This window comes from Edaphocola aurantiacus (assembly GCF_019797745.1).
In the GTDB taxonomy this organism is placed as follows: Bacteria; Bacteroidota; Bacteroidia; order Chitinophagales; family Chitinophagaceae; genus Edaphocola; species Edaphocola aurantiacus.
The window spans coordinates 185,001-204,633 of record NZ_VOSI01000001.1; the positions used below are offsets into that span (position 1 = coordinate 185,001).

Sequence of the window (19,633 nt, forward strand, 5' to 3'; positions counted from 1 at the left end):
CGCACTCAATTTAACAGAAAGATGATATAACAAAAGGCCGATCATTGTATAATCGATCTACCTTTGGCGCCTGTTTTTGTGTGATATGAAAAAATTTCTCTGCTTTACATTATTCATGGCCGGTACTGCTGCGGTATGGGCACAGATCCCTGCCGGTTACTATAATGCGGCAAACGGCTATACGGGTTATGCCCTGAAAACAAAGCTCTCCAATATCATCAGCCTGGGGCATATAGATAATGGTTACGGCGGATTGTATACTGGTTACCAGACAACTGATGTAGATCATTATTATGAAAATGACGGTACCCTGCTGGATATGTATTCCGAAAAACCGAGTGGTACGGATGCGTATACCTACAGTGCTTCGCAAACCAGCGACCGTTGTGGTAATTACAATAGTGAAGGAGACTGTTATAACCGGGAGCATATTGTGCCGCAAAGCCTGTTCAACAGTAATGCTCCGATGAAGCATGACATCCAGTTTGTGATTCCTACAGACGGATTTGTGAATGGCAAACGCAGCAATTATCCTTACGGAAAAGTGAATAACCCGACCTGGACTTCGAGCAATGGTTCTAAACTGGGCGCCAACAGTTCTGCAGGCTACTCTGGCACTGTGTTTGAGCCGATCGATGAATTCAAGGGAGATATAGCCCGTGCAACTTTTTACTTTGTAACCCGCTACCAGAGCAGTGTTCCCAGCTTCAGTCAGGGTAATATCCTGGATGGTACCACTACAAGGGGACTGCAGCAATGGTATACTGATCTGTTATTGCAATGGCATCACCAGGACCCGGTGAGCCAGAGAGAGATTGACCGTAATAATGCCGCATATACCTATCAGCATAACCGTAATCCTTATATTGACCATCCGGAATATGTGGATTGTATCTGGGGCAATACGAATTGCGGACCGGATACGCCGACCGCCATTATACCGGTGCAGGAGCAACTGGCTTATGTGGCCATGTACCCCAATCCATCTACGGGTATAGTATACATCAATATTGAAACAACAGTACAGGATGCCATACAGATGATCTCTGTACAAGCGTTGGATGGCCGTATGATCTGGAATCAGGAAGCAGTGAATGCAAATAGCTTCAGTAAACAGATCAACCTGGGTGACTATCCTGCCGGGGTGTATATCCTGAAGGTGAAGACTGCAAAAGGTCTGGCTGTCCGGAAACTGGTTAAAGAATAAATATACAGTATATAAAAAAGTGTTGCGCGCCGGCATAGCCGGCGCGCAACACTTTTTTATATACTCCAAATCCGGTTATGGCTGGAAGCGATACATTAACCCGATATTAAAGAGACTACTTTTATAGCTTTTCTGATCGGTACTGATATAATTGGTCAGTCCCTGGCGGTACTGTCCCAGTACAGAAAGTGCTTTATTGATGCGGACACCCAGCTGCCCTTTCACCCCGGAATCCCATTGGGATACATTTCTCACCATAGACATCGCTTTGATGTCTTTCTGGGCAATATCACTGTTATAATACAGGTTAAGGCCTGTATTGATGTTGCGATACAAGTCTACCCCAACGGACAGGGACACCTGTTTGGTCACTTTATACCCGACCATCGGTGCAATACCTACACCAAGGATATTATTGCCGTATATATTCTGCGTCTCTCCTATTGTATTGGCAGCAGTGGCATTCAATCCGTCTGAGCTCACCATTTCTCCGTTTTTATAGGAGATACCGTATCGTGCATGCTCACTGAAGCGCACATCGGTTGCAGCCATGCTTACAGAGGCTTCGGTATAAAAGGCATCTGTCCATTCTTTACGCAGAACAACACCAACATTATACTGTACATTACCCAGGTTGGGCTTACCGATGTTTGCGGCCAGTCCGATACTCATCGATTTGTCCAGCTGCGGCTCATCAAAATAGCTGGTCTGATGGGTAATCGGTTCGAAACCGGAACGATTGCTTTTATTGCCAGCCAGTTCTTTAGATGACACTTCCGGCTGCAATGGCTTGACTGGTGTAATATTGATTGGGTCCTTTATCTCTTCGGCCTGTACCTTAACGATTACCGGAACATCCTGCAGTATCTCAACTTCCGGCTTTTCCCTGAAGGTATAGTCCAGCTCCTGTAAAGCATTTCCCGGCACTGCTGTCGATGCTGCTAAGGTATGCTGCGCTTCATTGCTTACCGGTGCTATGGCATCGGTAGTGTGTTCGCTTTGCGGTTGTGCGGCAACGGCCGCAGGAGTAGGTGCTTCCTGTTTGGGAGCCTGTGCGATCATGGTTTCGGAAGCATTTCTGGTCATATCCGACTGGTCGCTGAACTGCCAGATACTCCAGGTACCTAAGCTCAGCACTGCTGCTGCGGCCGCTATTTTACCATAACGACGCCAGCCCCACCAAGGTATCAGCTTCGGAGCCGGGGCCACGTCTGTTCCGGACAGCGCGCGCGCCATCTTTTCCCAGCCGTCTGCAGGAGGTTTAAACTCCTGGTTTTCCCACATGGCCTTCCATTCCTGCTCTCTGATCTCGTCACTCATATCTGAAAATTATGTGCGTTTGTCAAAATACTTTTCAAGGTTTTCCGCGCCTGGAATAATAACCAGTGCGAATGGTTTTCGGTTATAGTCAGTACATCTGCGATTTCTTTATGACTGTACCCTTCGAATACATAAAGGTTGAATACAACTTTTTGCTTCTCCGGTAGTTTCTTTAGTATGTGTACAATATCGGCCGCAGATAGTTTACGGTGTATCTCATTTTCTATCGGACTCTCGAGCAGATGGCTGTCGGTATTGTAAATGGTGTTCTTGTCTACTTCATTTTTCAGGGCGTTGATCGCACGTAACTGGTCGAGGCATACGCGACTCATTACCCGTTTGATCCATCCTTCAAAAGATCCCTCAAATTTATATTGTCCCAGGTTATTATATATCTTCAAAAAACCGTCATGCACCCACTGTTCCGCATCTTCGGAGGTAGGCGCATAACGGATACTCACCTTCATCAAGGTGCTGTAATAAGTGTAATAGAATTCCCTTTGCATTAAGGCTTCGCCTTTAATGCATCCGGTAATCAGGTAATGTAGCTTTTCGTCTATATAATCCATCTACAGGTTTGCCTGTATTAATTTTACGTTTAACTATCTTTTTTGCACTTACATGCATTGCACTCCTGCTCTGTGGCAAAGCCTTTCTGAGAACAGCCGCTGTATGCTTTCAGCTCGCAGCTATTGGTTGCAGGGTTAAAGAACCAGCGCTGAAAATAAGCCTGGCAAGCTTCACCTACAGGCACCTTGTCATTACAAGGACCATCTGCCGTTGAACATTTTTTAGAGCAGGAAGAAAATCCTACAATTGCTACTGCTAAAATACTGATGATTGCTTTCATGGTTTTACTTTTTTTAGGGTTATATAATAAATAGGGATTTATTCAATACTATTTATGCCAGATCTGGGCAACGAATATGGCATTGCTCCAGAAATCTACACCATTGATGGTACTGCCACCGGCAAAACCACCCAGGTAGCCCAGTGTGCGGCAATCATCATTCAGCACTTCAGAAGTCATATCTGCAATACAGGTGCCATAATCCATCACATACACCAGTTCGCCCTGGAACATATATGAATTGATGGTGGCATCTGCGCAGGTATTTTCATCTTCCTGGAAGACCAGTAACTTCCGCTCTACACATTCTTTCCCGAATGGAGGAGGACAGCCGGGCGGATTAATCTTATCGCAACTGAGCAATAGGGTGCTCAGTGTCAACATAGAAAATAGGGTTAGCGTTTTCATGACGGATCATTTAAAGGGTTATAACGGGCATTATTCTACCGAATATATTTCTATCAGTCCTTCGGAAGCATGCAACATTGCGCATACGGCGCCGGTATCCAATGTAGGGCAGGAACCGATAGTCTTGTATTGAGCCTGAACAGTTGCTCCGTTATTATACCCATCCAGCATCTCATGGTTACACACGCGGTAATCCTTTTGCTGATCTCTCAGGTATACGCCGGTACAGTCTTTTACAACAGTAACATACTTCATCTTTACACATCGGATGCAGGAACTCAGTCCGATTACGCTCCATACTGTTAAAGCCACTAAATACTTTTTCATGATAGACAGGGTTTACAGGGTAAAATATACAATCCCTTTTACCGGGGACAGGGTTATATATATAGACGCAGACTATTTAACAAATCTTAGAAAAATGAAAAAAAATATGCTGATTCCTTTCAGAAACAGCATATTATGATGGCAAAATTGTATGTATTGCTAAAAAGTCAGGCTGAGGTTAAGGGCCAAATTCCTGCCCGGACGGTAGAGTTTGAGGATGTCGAGGTGTTCGTAATACTGTTTATCCAGTATATTATAGACTGCTGCGTGTACATTCAGGGTATTCTTCCCTATTGCAAAGTTGCGTCCGGCCCCCACATTAAATATGGTGAATCCTGCCGAGGCCCGCTCTCCGTACACTGCTGTGCTGACACGATCCTGCCGGCTCTGGCTGATGCTTTCTGCATAAAAACCATATTTTGACGGTGTATATTCGATGCGGTTTATCGACTTAAACGGGGGTATGAGCGGTAAAGCATTACCGGCATTGTCCTGCCCTATGCTGATGCTGTTGGTAGATTGTATATACCATTTATCCCATGGCCGGTATGTAGCATATAATTCGCCGCCATACAGTAAAGCATCCGGAATATTGACATATTGCTTCACACCACTGGCACCAATCGTCATGGTGCTGTACCCTTGCTTGCGCTGGCCGACTATATAATTGCTGAAGCGATATACAAACAGTTGCGGTTGTATATGCAGCCGGTGCTGATGATAGGACATGCCCAGGCTGGCGTTTACAGAGGTTTCCTGTTTAAGGTCTTTATTACCGATGTAATCAAAATTATCCATCCGGTTGAACAGGTAAAAGGCATATAGTTCCTGAGCAGAAGCACTACGGGCACCACGGCTCAACTGTCCGAACAGCGTCCATCGGCCATTGATATGTTTCTCTGCATTCAGACCTGCGTTCCAGATAAGGTTTTTACGATCCAGGGAGCCTGTAAAGAGGCTGGACAATGTTTCTTTACCCAGTTCGGTATAGATATCTGATTGTACATAGTTCACCGTAAGGGACGGACTCAATGTCCAGTCCTGCCCCAGGTATATTTTATCCTTAAGATCGATGCCATATACGGTACGCTGCACATCCGGGAGGGTGAGCATAAACATCTCTGCTGCATTCTTAGGATACATCGTCATTTCGGCATGTAGCCTGTTGCTGTATGCGGTGAATTGGGCTTCCAGAAAATGATTGGTATAATACCATTTAGCCCTGGAGTATAAGCCCATCGTCTGCGAGGTGCCCGGCATATCCATATGTATGGGTACCTGCCAGGCCGGACGTTTGGTATCGTCCATAGCATGGTCTATATAATTATAATATACTTTGCTCTCCCAGCTTTTGAGCTTCATTCCTGTAGGCGTATATATATAACTGGCCGATCCTATTTTTGCTTTGGCAAAAGAGACATCCATCGTCAGTGCTGGATAGCCGATGTTATACCCTTCATCCTGCAGGTAATCTACCCTCAGTTGCTGATTGGGCTTCAGGAGATATACGGCACTCAGGCCGAGGTTCCATTTATTGTATTGTGAGAAATTAATTTCCTGCCCTTTACCGGCGGTATAATTACCGGCTCTGCGCCAGACGCCGTTTGCACTTATGGCAAAACGGGAACGGGAATATTGCAGTGCTGCAATGGTTTGCGTAGCGCTGGCATTGGTCTCATACCCTGCCCCAGCCAGCCCTGACCAGACTTTTGCTGCACCGGTTTGTGCTTGCTTCAGGCTGAAATTAAGTCCACCACCCACACTTGCATTATGCTGCTCTCCGTTCGGACTGAACCCCAGCTGTATGCGCTCCATATTATTGGGTTCTACATAGGAGCTGATCGGGTCCATACGATCGGTACAGGCACCGAACAGTTGCATGCCGTCTATCGTCATGTTGATCTGGGCGGCGCTCAGGCCCCTTAAAGTCGGTTCCATGGCAAAGTTTCCCCTGCGGATCATGGTTACTCCCGGTATGCGTTCCAGCAAGCGATCTGTGGATTGCTGCAGCTCCCGGCTGCGGGTATAGTTCTTCTGGTATCGTTGTCCTGCGATGGTATAATTGACGGTACTGAGTGTATAGCTGTGGTGCACAGAATCAGTTTCTGATTGTGCATGAACCATAAAGGGTACGGAGCACAGCAATAAGGCATATAAAGGTATACGCATATGTTTCTTATTGTGAACGACCGGCGGTATCAGAGATGCCGCCGGCTGCTCCGGTTAAAATAAAATATCTATAAATGCGTCCTGTAACAGTACAGTGCCGCTGGCATCTGACACTTTCAGGTGCAGGCGCCAGTCGCCGGTCATGGTATAATTTACTTTACCCTTATAATGTCCGTTGCCGGTGCTTACCGGGCTAATGTTATTCGGAGAACCATGACCCATAGAAGGCATTTCCGGTGTCATTTCAAGACTGAGGTTATCTACTGCCGGGAAGTTCATCATATCGGTTATTTTATGAACGGTGAATTCTACATCATTCATACCTACTTTCCAGGCTGCGGGACGCAGCAGGGATACGATATATGTGGTGTTATCGCTACCCAGACTGATGCTGATCACTTTTGTAGGAAAGGTGCCCACGGTAACGGGAATAGCGACTTTTTGTCCGTTTACGGTTACTTCCATTTTCCAGGCATCATCATCTGCCGTAGGCATAATGAATACTGCTGCTCCGGAATATAAACCTGTAGCAGCATCATAACTTACCTGTTCGTACGGTGCGGAGTGTGACATGGTGCTCATCTCCATCAGCGGATGAATGCTTACATTGGCTGTGCTGCTGACTGCACCGGTAGCGTCCTGTACTTTTACATATAATCTGTTATACCCGGTAAACAGTAAAGGGGTATCTGCATACAGTGTTATGGTATGGTCTGTGGTATTGGCTGTGCCCAACTGGCTTTTGGCCGGTGTTTCGATGTCTGGCTTAGGGTTGTTCTTTTTAGAGGTACAGGAAGTGTAGGTACATAAAGCGATGGCTACGCATACAAGCGCAAATATTTTTTTCATTCTTATTTTTTTATTTAATACAATGATGGATACAGGTACAATGGTAATCGCTGGTATAACAATACAAGCGTACCCTGGTACGATAACATAATGAAGCCAATGGCTTCAGCAATAAATCACTATACTAAATAATCGGGCGGATGAAATATGCGCTGCTGATCGGCCTGTAACGTTGAGGCATCATGCGTCTGGTAGGTAGGTACGGATTGGAAATAAGTCACTAATGCAATCTCGAAATGAGCAGCATTGCAATAGTAAACGGCTTCCTGTATGGTCTTTTTATTTTCCTTGCTGTTCTCCTCGTCTTTCTTCAGTTGTTTGGATAACTGACACTTACCGTTACAATGTAACTGCGGACGGGCCTTGTTTTCACACAAGGTTTGTGCAATGTAATTTTCATTTATTTTGAAGTCGATATAGATCACTACCTTACTGAACGCCTGTAAGAGCGTAGCCAGGAACAGTAAACAAAGTATACCTTTCTTCATCGCGGCAAAGGTAGGTATTTACCATTAATAAGAGACAAAGAAACTGTATTAAATGACAAGTGGCTGACCAATTGGTCAGCCACTGAATATGTTTTAGAACGGATACCCGATGGCCAGGTTAAACACGATATTTTCCTGCCTCCAGGATTTGGAACCGAAATCAATGCGGTTGATTACCCATTTTTCTCCCGGGTCCATCCATGGTTTACGCAGCGGCATACCAAAGTCCAGGCGGAGAACAAGGATAGAGAAGTCAAAACGCAACCCAAGACCGCCACTCACCGCTATGTCCCTGACGAAATTTTTGGTGAATACTCCTCCCGGCATGGTCGGATCATCTCTCAGCAGCCATATATTACCGGCATCTACAAACACAGCGCCTTTCAGCCAGGTAGAGTATAATGGTGTACGGAACTCGGTATTGGCCTCCATCTTAATATCGCCCAGCAGCTCCAGGAAGTTAGTGGTGCTTTTGCTGGTATGGAAGGAGCCCGGCCCCAGGAAGCGGGAACGGAAGCCTCTTAAACTGCTGGCCCCACCGGCAAAGAACTGCTTAATATTAGGCATTTTGTAGGAGTTGCCATAGGCATAACCCGCTCCGAGGAACAGTCTGTTGGCCCACATATTCTCCTTTCCGAAAGTTTTGTATACCCTGAAATCGGTCTGCATCTTTACATACTGTGCGTAAGGATTGCCGAATATTTTTTCCGGCTCCTTGCTCAGGTCTGTTTTCTGCGCCAGCCCCAGGATATTGCCTGACAGATCTAATAGTCCGTCGAAGAAGAAGTTGACATCTTTACGGCCCGCGATCTGCGAATTATAGGTAAACTGATAAGTAGGCCCGATAATGATCCCGTTAAAGATGATATTATTAATATAGAAGTCCGATGCATTATTAAAGGTATCGGTACGCACGAAGGTCACATTGACCGGGTATAACTTATGCTCTTTATTAATAGATTCTTTCCACTGATATCCCAGACCAAAATTAAATGTATTCAATCGATAAGTGGTTTCGCTTAAGTAGTAGTTATAGCCCAGCTTAACATAACTACGGGGTACAAATGCACTGGTCGTAGACACATTAAACAGGCTTCCGAACAACAAACGCGGCACTGACAAATTAGTTTCCAGACCAATCTGGTAGAGGTTAGGTCGTTTCTGAGCGCCTCCATACTGCATCTCAAAACCACCGCTGAGCTTAATTTCCAGTTGCTCGGCTCCTTTAAATATATTGCGGTGTTTCCATCCTACAGATAAACGGGAACCTACCCTGCTATCATTCTGTGAGAATGCAGCCGTTTCAAAACTCAGTGCTTTAGACGGTGCAGGTGTAAGATTATATAATGCGGTCAGCAGAGGCAGCCCTGTACTATCATAAGTATCGGTCAGCTCGCTTTTGATAAATTTAAAAGCATTCAAACTCACCAGTCGGTTCAGCGTCAGGTTCTGTTTTCTTTTGCTGTACAGATCTCCGGGTTTCTGCTGAATGGCGGTTTTGAAGAGTACCGGCCTGAAATTCTCACGGCGCTGTATCACACTATAGTGCTCATAAGGAATCGTATCCATATTACGGCGGCGATTGGCCGCTGTGCTGTCTGTATTACTACGGGCTACATAGTTTGTATTGACATAGATATCCTTGATGCGGTACTGCTGAAATGTCTTGGGCGGCATGAGGTCCGACTTCAGCTGCATATACACATCGATAGAATCTGTATTGGTTCCGGTATCAACTTTTGCAATCAGGTAATCCGGAGAGAAATAATAGTACCCTGTATTTTTCAGGTAATCATCTATACGATCCCGGTCAGCCATTACAGCATCGAGCAGGTATGGGTTTCCTTTTTTAAGCAGCGATTTGTCGGCCACATTGCGGATCTCTGCAGCAAGCGCGGTGGTATCTCCGGAGAGGTAATCAATATTTCTCATGAAATAACGCTTACCTGCCTGTATTTCAAAGAAGCCTTTAGTGGTCTTTTTCAGTGTATCATCCTCCCGGCGAGATATAATTACGGGGTAGAAATATCCGTTGTTCTGCAATTTATTCAGCAGGATCTGCTCATTTCTTTTCAGGTTAAAGCTCTCTCCCAGTACCGGTGCTTCACCGATCTTATCGCGTATATATTTACGCAATCCCTTTTCCGAACGGGGCTCTCCGGCCCAGTTGTACATGGTCAGTTTGAAACGTATACCAAATATCCTTTTATTAGGTTTGGGACGAATGGCATCGCCCAGGATTTCTTCCAGGTAGCCTTTGTCTTTACTGGCGGTATCGGTAACCTTTACTTTGCTACCCAGATAGAGGGTTTGCCCCTTAGCCAGATATTTGGTATTGGAGCAGGATGTTGCCATAAGCATCAGCCAGCAAAGGGTCGTCAAACCGGTTAATATGTGGATCGATTTCTTCAAGGCGCTATATTTAGTCAATAGTAGAGGTATTCGTAATGTTCATTGTCGAAGCCTGTTTCTGCTCTGCTGCTTTGCGTTCTGCTTCACGTTTACGGCGCATATATTCACGGTAGCGTTGCTGCCCCATCAGCAGGGCGCGGAAGCGGTTATACTCCAGGGAGAAGCGGAAGCTAAGACCGGTTTCTATGATATAACCATTAATGATATTCTGTAACTCACTCTTACGGTATCCTCTCAGGATGTACTTACCATCTGCCGTAAGCAGGTAATCGGCAGAAAGGTTACCCGGCAGGTAGCTCGGATTGGTGGCTCCGGCTGTCTGTCCTTCCAGTGCGAAGTCATTTCCAATCGTCAGTTTCAGGCGATCATTGAACAGTCGCTTGGATGCAGTGATATTGAAATCGGTACGATTCACACGAGATCCGGTAGAGAAATCTTCAGAAGAATTCACCCCGAAATCCAGCTCCACGCCCTTGATCAGGTCACCGGCCATACGGTTCATCTGCTCGCTCAGGAAGCGGCTGGCACTCTGGCGTACTGCATTTTCAAATCCGAACCCACCACCGGCTGAGCTAAACGGATCGTCTGCAACGAAACGGTTCAGCAACAGCAACGATACAACCTGCTTGTTCATATCGGATGGATTGTTGCGCAGGTCTCCCAGCTTACTTTCTACAAATGATTTTACGGTGGCATTTACGGTATTTAGTCCACCCTCTTTTACGACGATATCGAAACTGATGGTTGGTTTCAGTACTTTACCGCTCATTTTCAGCAATACCTGGAATGGCATGCGCTGACGGTAGAGGTTCATCTCCGAAGCTTCCTGGCCCTGGCGTTGTACCAGGTCGTATGGTGCGGCATTGGCATCATATACCGCGGTGATGTTGACATCGGCATCCAGCGGATCGCCGGCCAGCATAATCATACTACCCTTCTGTATACGGAATTTCTTTTTCAGCAGGTTATAGTTCAGTTCATAATATCCGTCTTCCAGTTCATACGTACCGGTCAGGGTCATGCTACCGTCAGAACCCAGGTTGGCATTCAGGAAGGAAGTTCCTTTTACATTCAGCCGGTCACCTGTTTCCGGATCGATCAGTACGGTAAATTGGGCATTTTTTTCAATATCAACATTCACATTCAGCGAAGAGCTCTGTGATAAAAGGTATGCTGCTTTTTTAAGATTCAGCTCGGCAGAATCGACATACCCACTGTCGCGACCGTCGTAGAACATTACAATACCTTCATTGGCAACCAGCGAAGGATTGTCCAGCATGGCATAGTTAAAGTCGGTACTGTCATGGATCGTGATATTACCATCAATAGCAGGTGCAGTCATATTTCCATGCAGGCCCAGTGTGGCGCTCAGGAATAACTTACCGTAGATAGATTCATTATCCTTGGAGGTGGAGTTCATAGCCTGCCATTCATTGGCCTTAAAGGTCATATCCAGGCTATACTCTGTAAAGTTTTTCGTATTCAGGCTTCCGGTGAGTGTAGCCAGTTTGCCGTACTGATCGTAAATTTTAAAGCGATCAAAATATAATCCTTTACCGGCATTGAAGCGAATGGTCTCATCCGGCATGCTCATATAAGTATTGAACATGGCCAGTGTTGTTTTGAGGCTATCTGTCTCCAGCGATCCGCCGATCGACGGACTGGCAATTGTTCCTTTAATATCCAGCTGTCCTTTAAGGATACCGCTGCTGTTCTTGAGGTTACCAAAAGTCAGGCCTTCGATTGTTTTCAGGCTGAAGGCATTAAAGTTGGCGATAAAGTCCAGTTCATTGCCATTAACCGGCTTCATGTAATAGTTACCGGCAATACTCAGATCATTACCGTAGCCTTTCAGAGTAGCATTGGCTGTATAGCTATAAGAATTTTCGTTGCGTACATCAGCACCCAGATCGCCCAGATTTGATCCCATTACATAAAGGGAATCTACCCGGATGTTGGATACAATTCTCGGGAAGCTGTCGCGCATATCCAGATCACCATTTACAAACAGGCGTCCATCGGCCAGAACGGTGTCTTTACTGATCATTTTGGTCAGGTTCAGTAAAGAGAAGTTGCGGATGTCGATATGCAGCGGACTGTTATAAGAGGTATCGCGACTATTGGCACTGATCAGCTGGTTGCCCTGGCTGAGTGCGAGGTTATGTATGTATAATCCTTTTTTTCCGCCCAGCACGATACTGTTATCAGGATCTACCAGCCAGTCATCATAGTTCAGCTTCAGCCCGCGCTGCAATTGCAGTACGATGTCGCTTTCCGGGTTGATGGAAGTGATGACCCCCAGCCCAAACTGGTCTACCCCTTCCACATCCGTAAGGTTGACGAAAGACGCAATGCTGTCATTGCGCAGGTAACCGGACAAGGAGGAGTTATAAAACTGTATGCTGCCCTGCGTAAAACGGTTCAGACCCGCTACATACATCAGGCTGCGATCCTGCTCAATAGCAGAGAAGGAGAAGGTATCCAGCGACATGGTTCCATAACGGATTCTTGGTGCGGTAAGCCCGATATTCAGCGAACTCGGATTGATCACCGAATAGAAACGTATGGTATCGAAAGGACGCAGTTCCGGCACCATCTGACGGAACAGGCGGTGATAGGCCAGCGTACCCGACAGGTTCATATCATAGGCCAGCGGCGCATTACTTACGGTATCGGATATCGTATAGTATTGGTTCACATGTGCCAGCAGGGCATTGCCCATCTGCAGCAATGGTATTTTACCTGTAAGCTTAGCATTAATAATATTCGCTACGTTGACATCTATATTTTGTATACTATCCTGTGGTGCAGAATTAATGTATACACTGTCAAACATATATGTTTTGCCGTTCGAGGTCAGGAAAGGACTGCGTACACTCAGCAGACCATTTGGATAATTTGGATTGGTTGAAGGGACATCGGCATATACATCTCCGGTGAATTTCAGTTCTGTATCCATGAACTTCAGGGCTTGCAGATCCAACAGGTCGATGGCCATATCGGCTGTCACTGCCGGGTATTCGTTCCGGAAGTTGAACATAGACTGCATCGTCAGGAAGGCATTCGGATCGCGGGATTTCAGCTCCAGCTGTCCTTCTTTGTTGCGGATAAAGCCCAGTGCGGTAATATTGCTGTACCCATAGCCATTGTAAAATGCCTGGATCACTTTCAGGTCTACATCTGCTGCCATGGTTTTCGGATCAAAGCCTGTCCCTTTTACGGTACCGCTCAGGGTAATGGTACCCAATTGCGGTTGCATACGCAGGATCTTACCGATATTAAACGTCTGCGCATCCAGGTACAGATCATACTTTTCCTTACCCTGCTGTGCCATTGAGAAATGTCCTTTCAACAGGGCATTACCATCGGAGGTACGGATGAGCAGGTCAGGATTATATGCTGTAGTTGTACCATTGATGGTACCGGAGAAGGCAAACCAGGCGGGGATATCCAGCTGCTGGCGTACAGATGCCGGTACAAAGGAATGGATATCCTGTTCGGTACTGTTCAGTTTTTTGATGTTCAATACATAACGCAGTTTATCAGCATCCGGCAGTCCGAAAATGCGGCCGCTCAGGTCTACCTGGGTCTGTTTCAGCCCTTGTGCGTATAACTGTATTATATTAAGGTTGCCTACTGTACCATTGGCCAGCAGGTTAAAGTTCAGTTTCTGGTTACGGTAATCTTTCAGTTGCTGTCTCTGCGCCTCCGGCAGGAAGATAAAGAGGTCACTGAAGCTCAGCACCGACTTCATCAGATTCACATCCAGTTTCATCTGGGAGAGTTCCTTACTCAGATCACCCAGCGAACGGTAGCTGACCGCAATTTTATCCTGCAACAAGGTTTGTGGGGTCTTCAGGTATAATTCGTCCAGCACAGCACCCCGCTGATGGTATATGAATTTGGTGCGGAAGGTCTGTATATTCAGACCGCTGCGCTCATTCATAGACAGGTTCTTGATATTGCCCAGTATGGTATCGGCACTGTACATGAGATCGCTGCCGGTCAGGTAGAAGTTCTGGATATTCATGTGTGAATAATCCATGCCTGTTTTCAGACGCGGTGCATTATTGTCATCAAAAGCAAAGTTCACATCCTTGAACAGCAGGTCGTTCAGCCAGATGACCCAGCTGCCGGTATCGGTACTGCTCACGGTATCTTTCGGCACTGCTTTGGCCTTAGCCTTTGCTTTCGGGTCTATTTTATTAAATACCAGTCCCGAATGGGTCTGATCCAGGTTCAGGTAATTGATTTTGATCTGACGCTTCAGCAGGCTGAAGTATGGCATAGCTGCCGAAAGGGATTTGGTCTGGATATTAAAATCCATTGCCGACTCTGCATCTTTAAATGCAAAATCTGCCCGGTTCAATAATAGCTTATCTACGACTATGGAAATCTCTGTACCCGCACTGGTATCCTCCGGAGATGGTGGCAGTGCAGAAGGCATCGCATAGAAATAGGAGTTGATGGTATCGCCACGGAAGTCGTTTACTTCAAAACGCATGGTATTGATATCGATCTGTCTCGGCTTCAGCACCAGGCTGTTAATCCTGATCCCGAACAATGCACCACCTATAGTATCATGAAAACGGTAACGGGTATTGCGGATATCGATCAGTCCGGCATCAATATATACCGGCGATGCCTTGGCGGTATCCATCACCTCTTGCTGTGTGGCTTCTTTCTTGCCCACAAAAGAGTCTACGATAAACTGGTAATTGAAATTGGTATCGTTGGCCGTACGGTACATGTTGATATTGGCCCCGTCCAGTCCCAGCTTACTGACAGAAATCTTACCCTCTATCAGCTTAAACATATTTACATTAATATCCAGCTTATTGACCCAGACAATGGTATCCTGGCGCTTGTCCAGCACCAGTACCTGGCTCAGATTTACAGCTGTAGGTATACTGAAATCGATCTTACCGATAGACACTTTGGTATCCAGCTTTTTCTGCAGGTAGTCTACAGCGTACTTTCGGATCTGCTCTTTACCCCATGGTGTATTGATCACCACTACGGCCGCCACAACAAGGAGTATGACGGAGAGAATAACGTATAGTATGACTTTTAGGACTTTCTTCATTGTGTATACTCACAAAAATAAGGTCTAAATCGCGTAATACAATACCTTTATATACAATTTACATTTTTTTCACGGTCTGGGGATACGTGTCTGCAAGCCGCGTGCAGACTGCATATGGATAAAAGATTATATTAATCTTAAATCAGCATAGCATAAAAACGATACAGGTCCGAGGTAAATATGCCCCGGACCTGTAGTATTATTTAATCGTGAATCATTTGCTTTCTCCCTATAAGTACTGCAGATCGGCACAAAGCACCTCGCCCTTTTCCTGTCCGTCAAACTGGATGATCAGGTAGTCCAGCTTGGGCTGTATTGCTCCATCCTGTATATAAATCGTGGTGTCGAAATGTACCGGCAATACCGCAAAACGGTATTTGTGATGGTTTAGGCCAAAGCTCTCGATCACTTTAAAACGCTCGGCCTTGTCGGCTTCCAGCTCAAAAATGTCCTGTGGTTTCACTTTGTAGAAGGTATAATAATCCAGGGCCAGCAGTTCTGCCAGTACAGTATCCTCCGGATACAGCTCCTGTATATAATCACGGATTACTTCATACACCTGCTTAAGGGTATGCTTATGGAAGGCATGTTTTTCGACAAAACGCGCACCCACTCCCATAAGGAAGTCAAAGATGCTGTAGTGTGCCGTAATATGCTTCAGCGCATTACAGGCACGTTTTTTATTCCAGTAGATTTCCAGGGCATTCTCCAGCAGCGTTACTTTATGCAGCTCTTCTTCGCTGAGGAAGCGGCTGCGGATGATCTGGTACGGAGGCTCCGGATCAAATACATAATCGTACTGTTCGTACTTTTCACGCACCGGTGTGCCTTTCAGGAATTTAAGGAAACCCAATTGCAGTTCCGGCGGATATAGTTTGAAGGTTTCTTCAAAGCTGTACTTCAGATCAGCCATATACTCCAGCGGCAGGCCTACAATAAGGTCCAGGTGCATCTCAATCTTGTTCTGCAGGGATTGTACCACACCCGAGGTTTTGGTAAAGTTCTGCTTACGGCTTACCTCCAGGTTGCTCTGCTGGTTAACCGTCTGTATACCGATCTCGAAACGGAAAAGTCCCGGCGGCACCTTCTCCTGTATAAAGGCAATGATGTCTGGATGCACAATATCGGCCGTGATCTCGAACTGGAATACATTGCCCGGACGATGATGGTCCAGGATAAACTGGAACAGATCGAGGGTAAAATCTTTCTTGATATTAAAGGTGCGGTCAAGGAATTTAATCGTACGACCGCGCTGCATCAGGTACAGGAGATTATCCTTGATGGTCTGCATGGGCAGGTAGCGCACTTTATTATCCAGGCTGGCCAGACAGAATTCGCATTTGTACGGACATCCGCGACTGGTCTCGATGTAGCAGACTTTATTATTCAGCTCCTCAGCCGTATCGTACTGGTAAGGATTACGATCCTCCAGCAGTTTTACATCAAACTGTACGGATTGCTTATTATAATGTATTTGTCCTTCTTCTTTATAAATCAGGTTCGGCACCAGCGATACATGCGGGTATTGGCGCACAAAATGCTCAAACGGAATCTCTCCCTCTCCAGCGATGATATAATCTACCGCATCTTCTGCAATCACCGGCTCCCATTCGTAACTCACTTCCGGTCCACCCAACAAGACTTTTGTATTCGGGTTCAGGGCCTTGATCTCTCTTGCGACCGCCAGGGTCTGGGTAATGTTCCAGATATAACAGCTGAAACACACCACATCATAATCGATACAGTATGCTGCCACCTCCTGCGGATCGTTCTTAATGGTGAACTCATGCATGTGCAGATCGGCATTACCGTTATCCTTGTTCAGATCGTACAGGATACGGATGGCCAGATTAAGATGTATATATTTCGCATTCAGCGTCGTGAGCAATACCTTGGGCATGCGGCAAAGATACTAAGGGAAATGGGAATGGGGTGCGAAAAAAGGGGGAAGTGAAAATTTAAGATAGTCGATACACAGGAACATGTATCAGCCAGGTTATTTACTTTTGTTGCAAAACAAAGGGATGAATTAAATACCCTCAATTCAAATATAATGAAAAGAACAATAATCGCATTGACCATTAGAAGTTGCGATAAATTGCAGACAAATTTGAAAAAGTAGCTAATACCTTATGAAATTGGAATATACCTTTGAATTACAACACAGAAGAAATTATTTCAAGCAACATTTTCCTCCGATAATGATACTAGGACCAGTAAGTGCTCTCGACATTCAGTACAATACTTGCCCGGTTTGTGGATACTACTGCCTGAATACAAGAGCATCATTTGATATTTGTTTTATGTGTTTCTGGGAAGACGACTGGCTGGAGGCATATGAACCAGAAAAGAAAGAGTCCTTTTTACCTGAAAGCACTCCATATTTTATCCAAAAGCTGTGGCAGGAAATGGATGAACAGATTGAAGGACAAAATGCGTCTGCCACTGACAGACTCAAAATCATTTTAGAAGAGATCCGTAGTCTATTACAGCATAAAGGATTATATAAATTTATGGACATGACATAATTTAGATGTGCAAAATAGAATTACGTATTAAATAGGATCATTCACAAATATGCAAAAAATCTTCCTCATACTTTGTGTATTACACTTCAACCAAATGGCTCTGGCACAAAGCAATGGATCTCCGGTAAGTATATGCATCAATATTACTGATGAGTATATTAATCAATACAAAAAAGGAACTGCACCCTATGAACTATTGCGCGGGCACTACAGCTTAGATTCATTGCCCAGCATTGAGCAAAAATCATATGGAGTAATGATAGAGCTTACCAATACTTCTGATAAGCCTGTATATATTGCCTCTATGACATGTGGCTGGCCCGAAATATTCATGCTTAATAATAAGGATTATCTGCACTTCGATTATGAAGGCTGCGATGGAAATGTGCCAGAAACCATAACTATAGCCCCGCAACAGCATCATTACTTTTATGCAGTATTGATCGAACATCTATGGCATCTTCAAAGACCAGATGACCAAAATGTCAGACCAAAATACACATTGTCTCCAACCCGCATCGGGTTAAAACTGTTGTATAATCCTCACGACAAAGGAAATAAAAATTATTTTGCGATAATGCAGGATAGAGACACCTGGTCTGTAGTGTGGAGCAACACGCTGGAACTCTATCCAGAAAAACCATAAACACAACTTTCACATTATAAAATATACATTTCATAGAAATATCATTACATTAGACTTACACCAAAAACGATATACTATGAAATTTATCCTATTGGCACTTGCAATATGTTTTGTAACACTTACTCTGCATGCACAAACTATTACTCCGGGCACGTATACTGCCGATGGTTCAGGGCAGGACAGCCTGATGTTTACCGATAACAATCTGTTCAGCAATCAAGGCGAACATTCCGGGGGTACCTATTACGGACAGGGCACTTACACGATTCAACAGGACTCGCTCTACCTGACTTATGATAAAGATGTACCGGGCAAAATAGTGCAGAAAGCCCGTACCAAAAAGGGGGCCAAACAAGCTAGCGGGCCGGTTACCATTACGGTATATCGCGCCGCCTCTGCTGTAGAGCAGCCAGCGGTATATGGCAAATACATTATGCTGGAATTACTGGATAAGGATAAAAAAGTACTGCGCCTTACGGAACTTAAAGGTGATGGCCACTACACCATTACGGACTCTCTGCTGTATGAAACGGCCTTCCTCAGACTGGCTGGCGACCAGGACGAACTGGCTCCGGGCACGAATAATTATCTTTTTGAGCTTACACAGCCAATCCATAAACCGACGGATATATTACTGTATACCTACCCTCGTCTATATAACCAGGTGATCAGCAAGACCGTTATCAATAAAGGTAAAATAGCGATTATTTCAGACCGGCAGTTTGTGCTCTCTAACAGCAATAGCGAACAAACGTATACTAAAAAATAGTATATTGCTCTAAACTTAAAGCTACGCATAAACTAATTCCTTTAACCGCGCTGCTACTGGGGCTTGGCACACTGAGCCTTCAGGCACAACAAAAATCGCCACAACTGGGCTGGAAGCAGGAGTATCGCGAAACGGATACATTACGTTCCATAATGTTACTGGAAGACCAGGATCACTGGATACAGCAACTATTCAAAACACTTAATGCACCCGCAGAGCACTCCACTCCGGGTAAGTATATCTGGCAGGAGGTCAGTATACCCGGACTAGGAACTGCCCTCAGACTGGAACTGAAAGATGGTGTACTGGAACAGGATCGCAAGGCGGCATCGTCCTGCTGGAAATTATTTACCAGTGAGACGGATAAGGCTACCCGCATGCAATCATTAAACGAGGATCGCTGGCGTGAAACGGAGATCAAAATAACGGACAGTAAAGGTCAGAACGTACTGGACACTGCGGCAAAAGAAGCGCTGGCAAAAAAGTATCTGCTTACACTGCTGCAATCATAGTACTGCAATAGAGCAGTGACCGAAATAATAAAAGGCAAGGTATACATACCTTGCCTTTGCAA

At 45.3% G+C, this 19,633-nt stretch carries 16 protein-coding genes; 5 read left to right on the forward strand and 11 right to left on the reverse strand.

All coding sequences use genetic code 11. The features are described from left to right. Positions 1 to 85 precede the first annotated feature (85 nt). Entirely contained in the window at positions 86 to 1,207 is a 1,122-nt protein-coding gene (locus FTD44_RS00775) for an endonuclease (RefSeq protein ID WP_222164721.1), read from the forward strand. Between the two features lie 75 nt (positions 1,208 to 1,282). On the opposite strand, the gene FTD44_RS00780 is transcribed toward FTD44_RS00775, so the two are convergent. The 11 genes from FTD44_RS00780 to FTD44_RS00830 all read right to left on the reverse strand — a co-directional run bounded on the left by FTD44_RS00780 (position 1,283) and on the right by FTD44_RS00830 (position 17,016). Then, on the reverse strand, positions 1,283 to 2,527 hold the full coding sequence (locus tag FTD44_RS00780) for a hypothetical protein (RefSeq protein WP_222164722.1): 1,245 nt from the start codon (positions 2,525 to 2,527) through the stop codon (positions 1,283 to 1,285). Continuing rightward, on the reverse strand, positions 2,524 to 3,096 hold the full coding sequence (locus FTD44_RS00785; RefSeq protein ID WP_222164723.1) for an RNA polymerase sigma factor: 573 nt from the start codon (positions 3,094 to 3,096) through the stop codon (positions 2,524 to 2,526). The genes FTD44_RS00780 and FTD44_RS00785 overlap by 4 nt, the downstream gene beginning before the upstream one ends. 29 nt (positions 3,097 to 3,125) lie before the next feature. Next, a complete protein-coding gene (locus FTD44_RS00790; protein WP_222164724.1) occupies positions 3,126 to 3,377 on the reverse strand; it encodes a BPTI/Kunitz-type proteinase inhibitor domain-containing protein in 252 nt (83 codons plus the stop codon). Between the two features lie 48 nt (positions 3,378 to 3,425). Beyond that, the gene (locus FTD44_RS00795) at positions 3,426 to 3,785 is read right to left on the reverse strand and encodes a DUF6970 domain-containing protein (RefSeq protein WP_222164725.1); all 360 of its coding nucleotides are present in this window, start codon (positions 3,783 to 3,785) and stop codon (positions 3,426 to 3,428) included. A gap of 30 nt (positions 3,786 to 3,815) precedes the next feature. Then, positions 3,816 to 4,112, reverse strand: a complete 297-nt coding sequence (locus FTD44_RS00800; RefSeq protein ID WP_222164726.1) for a hypothetical protein — start codon at positions 4,110 to 4,112, stop codon at positions 3,816 to 3,818. 159 nt (positions 4,113 to 4,271) lie between these two features. Further along, the gene (locus tag FTD44_RS00805; RefSeq protein WP_222164727.1) at positions 4,272 to 6,281 is read right to left on the reverse strand and encodes a TonB-dependent receptor; all 2,010 of its coding nucleotides are present in this window, start codon (positions 6,279 to 6,281) and stop codon (positions 4,272 to 4,274) included. Positions 6,282 to 6,335: 54 nt separating this feature from the next. Beyond that, complete coding sequence (locus FTD44_RS00810; RefSeq protein WP_222164728.1) at positions 6,336 to 7,130, reverse strand: FixH family protein; 795 nt, start codon at positions 7,128 to 7,130, stop codon at positions 6,336 to 6,338. 119 nt (positions 7,131 to 7,249) lie between these two features. Continuing rightward, the gene (locus tag FTD44_RS00815) at positions 7,250 to 7,618 is read right to left on the reverse strand and encodes a hypothetical protein (RefSeq protein ID WP_222164729.1); all 369 of its coding nucleotides are present in this window, start codon (positions 7,616 to 7,618) and stop codon (positions 7,250 to 7,252) included. Positions 7,619 to 7,711: 93 nt separating this feature from the next. Next, positions 7,712 to 10,030: a translocation and assembly module lipoprotein TamL gene (tamL, locus tag FTD44_RS00820; RefSeq protein WP_222164730.1), complete on the reverse strand. Its 2,319-nt coding sequence runs from the start codon at positions 10,028 to 10,030 to the stop codon at positions 7,712 to 7,714. Positions 10,031 to 10,040: 10 nt separating this feature from the next. Next, a complete protein-coding gene (locus FTD44_RS00825) occupies positions 10,041 to 15,116 on the reverse strand; it encodes a translocation/assembly module TamB domain-containing protein (protein WP_222164731.1) in 5,076 nt (1,691 codons plus the stop codon). Positions 15,117 to 15,345: 229 nt separating this feature from the next. Then, positions 15,346 to 17,016 (reverse strand): B12-binding domain-containing radical SAM protein, encoded by a 1,671-nt coding sequence (locus tag FTD44_RS00830; RefSeq protein ID WP_222164732.1) that lies wholly within the window; start codon positions 17,014 to 17,016, stop codon positions 15,346 to 15,348. A 301-nt stretch (positions 17,017 to 17,317) separates the two neighbouring features. On the opposite strand from FTD44_RS00830, the gene FTD44_RS00835 reads away from it, so the two are divergent. The 4 genes from FTD44_RS00835 to FTD44_RS00850 all read left to right on the forward strand — a co-directional run bounded on the left by FTD44_RS00835 (position 17,318) and on the right by FTD44_RS00850 (position 19,571). Beyond that, the gene (locus FTD44_RS00835; RefSeq protein WP_222164733.1) at positions 17,318 to 17,644 is read left to right on the forward strand and encodes a CPCC family cysteine-rich protein; all 327 of its coding nucleotides are present in this window, start codon (positions 17,318 to 17,320) and stop codon (positions 17,642 to 17,644) included. A gap of 49 nt (positions 17,645 to 17,693) precedes the next feature. Next, the gene (locus tag FTD44_RS00840) at positions 17,694 to 18,290 is read left to right on the forward strand and encodes a hypothetical protein (RefSeq protein WP_222164734.1); all 597 of its coding nucleotides are present in this window, start codon (positions 17,694 to 17,696) and stop codon (positions 18,288 to 18,290) included. A 76-nt stretch (positions 18,291 to 18,366) separates the two neighbouring features. Continuing rightward, complete coding sequence (locus FTD44_RS00845) at positions 18,367 to 19,059, forward strand: hypothetical protein (RefSeq protein WP_222164735.1); 693 nt, start codon at positions 18,367 to 18,369, stop codon at positions 19,057 to 19,059. 152 nt (positions 19,060 to 19,211) lie between these two features. Next, a complete protein-coding gene (locus tag FTD44_RS00850; protein ID WP_222164736.1) occupies positions 19,212 to 19,571 on the forward strand; it encodes a hypothetical protein in 360 nt (119 codons plus the stop codon). Positions 19,572 to 19,633 lie beyond the last annotated feature (62 nt).

What these genes read in the sequence shown, in the direction of transcription:
- FTD44_RS00840 (WP_222164734.1), top strand. Translation starts at nt 17,694, where the DNA reads ATGCAAAAAATCTTCCTCATACTTTGTGTATTACACTTCAACCAAATG.
- FTD44_RS00810 (WP_222164728.1), bottom strand. Translation starts at nt 7,130, where the DNA reads ATGAAAAAAATATTTGCGCTTGTATGCGTAGCCATCGCTTTATGTACC.
- FTD44_RS00835 (WP_222164733.1), top strand. Translation starts at nt 17,318, where the DNA reads ATGATACTAGGACCAGTAAGTGCTCTCGACATTCAGTACAATACTTGC.
- FTD44_RS00830 (WP_222164732.1), bottom strand. Translation starts at nt 17,016, where the DNA reads ATGCCCAAGGTATTGCTCACGACGCTGAATGCGAAATATATACATCTT.
- FTD44_RS00825 (WP_222164731.1), bottom strand. Translation starts at nt 15,116, where the DNA reads ATGAAGAAAGTCCTAAAAGTCATACTATACGTTATTCTCTCCGTCATA.
- FTD44_RS00780 (WP_222164722.1), bottom strand. Translation starts at nt 2,527, where the DNA reads ATGAGTGACGAGATCAGAGAGCAGGAATGGAAGGCCATGTGGGAAAAC.
- FTD44_RS00850 (WP_222164736.1), top strand. Translation starts at nt 19,212, where the DNA reads ATGTTACTGGAAGACCAGGATCACTGGATACAGCAACTATTCAAAACA.
- FTD44_RS00805 (WP_222164727.1), bottom strand. Translation starts at nt 6,281, where the DNA reads ATGCGTATACCTTTATATGCCTTATTGCTGTGCTCCGTACCCTTTATG.
- FTD44_RS00845 (WP_222164735.1), top strand. Translation starts at nt 18,367, where the DNA reads ATGAAATTTATCCTATTGGCACTTGCAATATGTTTTGTAACACTTACT.
- FTD44_RS00790 (WP_222164724.1), bottom strand. Translation starts at nt 3,377, where the DNA reads ATGAAAGCAATCATCAGTATTTTAGCAGTAGCAATTGTAGGATTTTCT.
- FTD44_RS00815 (WP_222164729.1), bottom strand. Translation starts at nt 7,618, where the DNA reads ATGAAGAAAGGTATACTTTGTTTACTGTTCCTGGCTACGCTCTTACAG.
- FTD44_RS00775 (WP_222164721.1), top strand. Translation starts at nt 86, where the DNA reads ATGAAAAAATTTCTCTGCTTTACATTATTCATGGCCGGTACTGCTGCG.
- FTD44_RS00795 (WP_222164725.1), bottom strand. Translation starts at nt 3,785, where the DNA reads ATGAAAACGCTAACCCTATTTTCTATGTTGACACTGAGCACCCTATTG.
- FTD44_RS00800 (WP_222164726.1), bottom strand. Translation starts at nt 4,112, where the DNA reads ATGAAAAAGTATTTAGTGGCTTTAACAGTATGGAGCGTAATCGGACTG.
- FTD44_RS00785 (WP_222164723.1), bottom strand. Translation starts at nt 3,096, where the DNA reads ATGGATTATATAGACGAAAAGCTACATTACCTGATTACCGGATGCATT.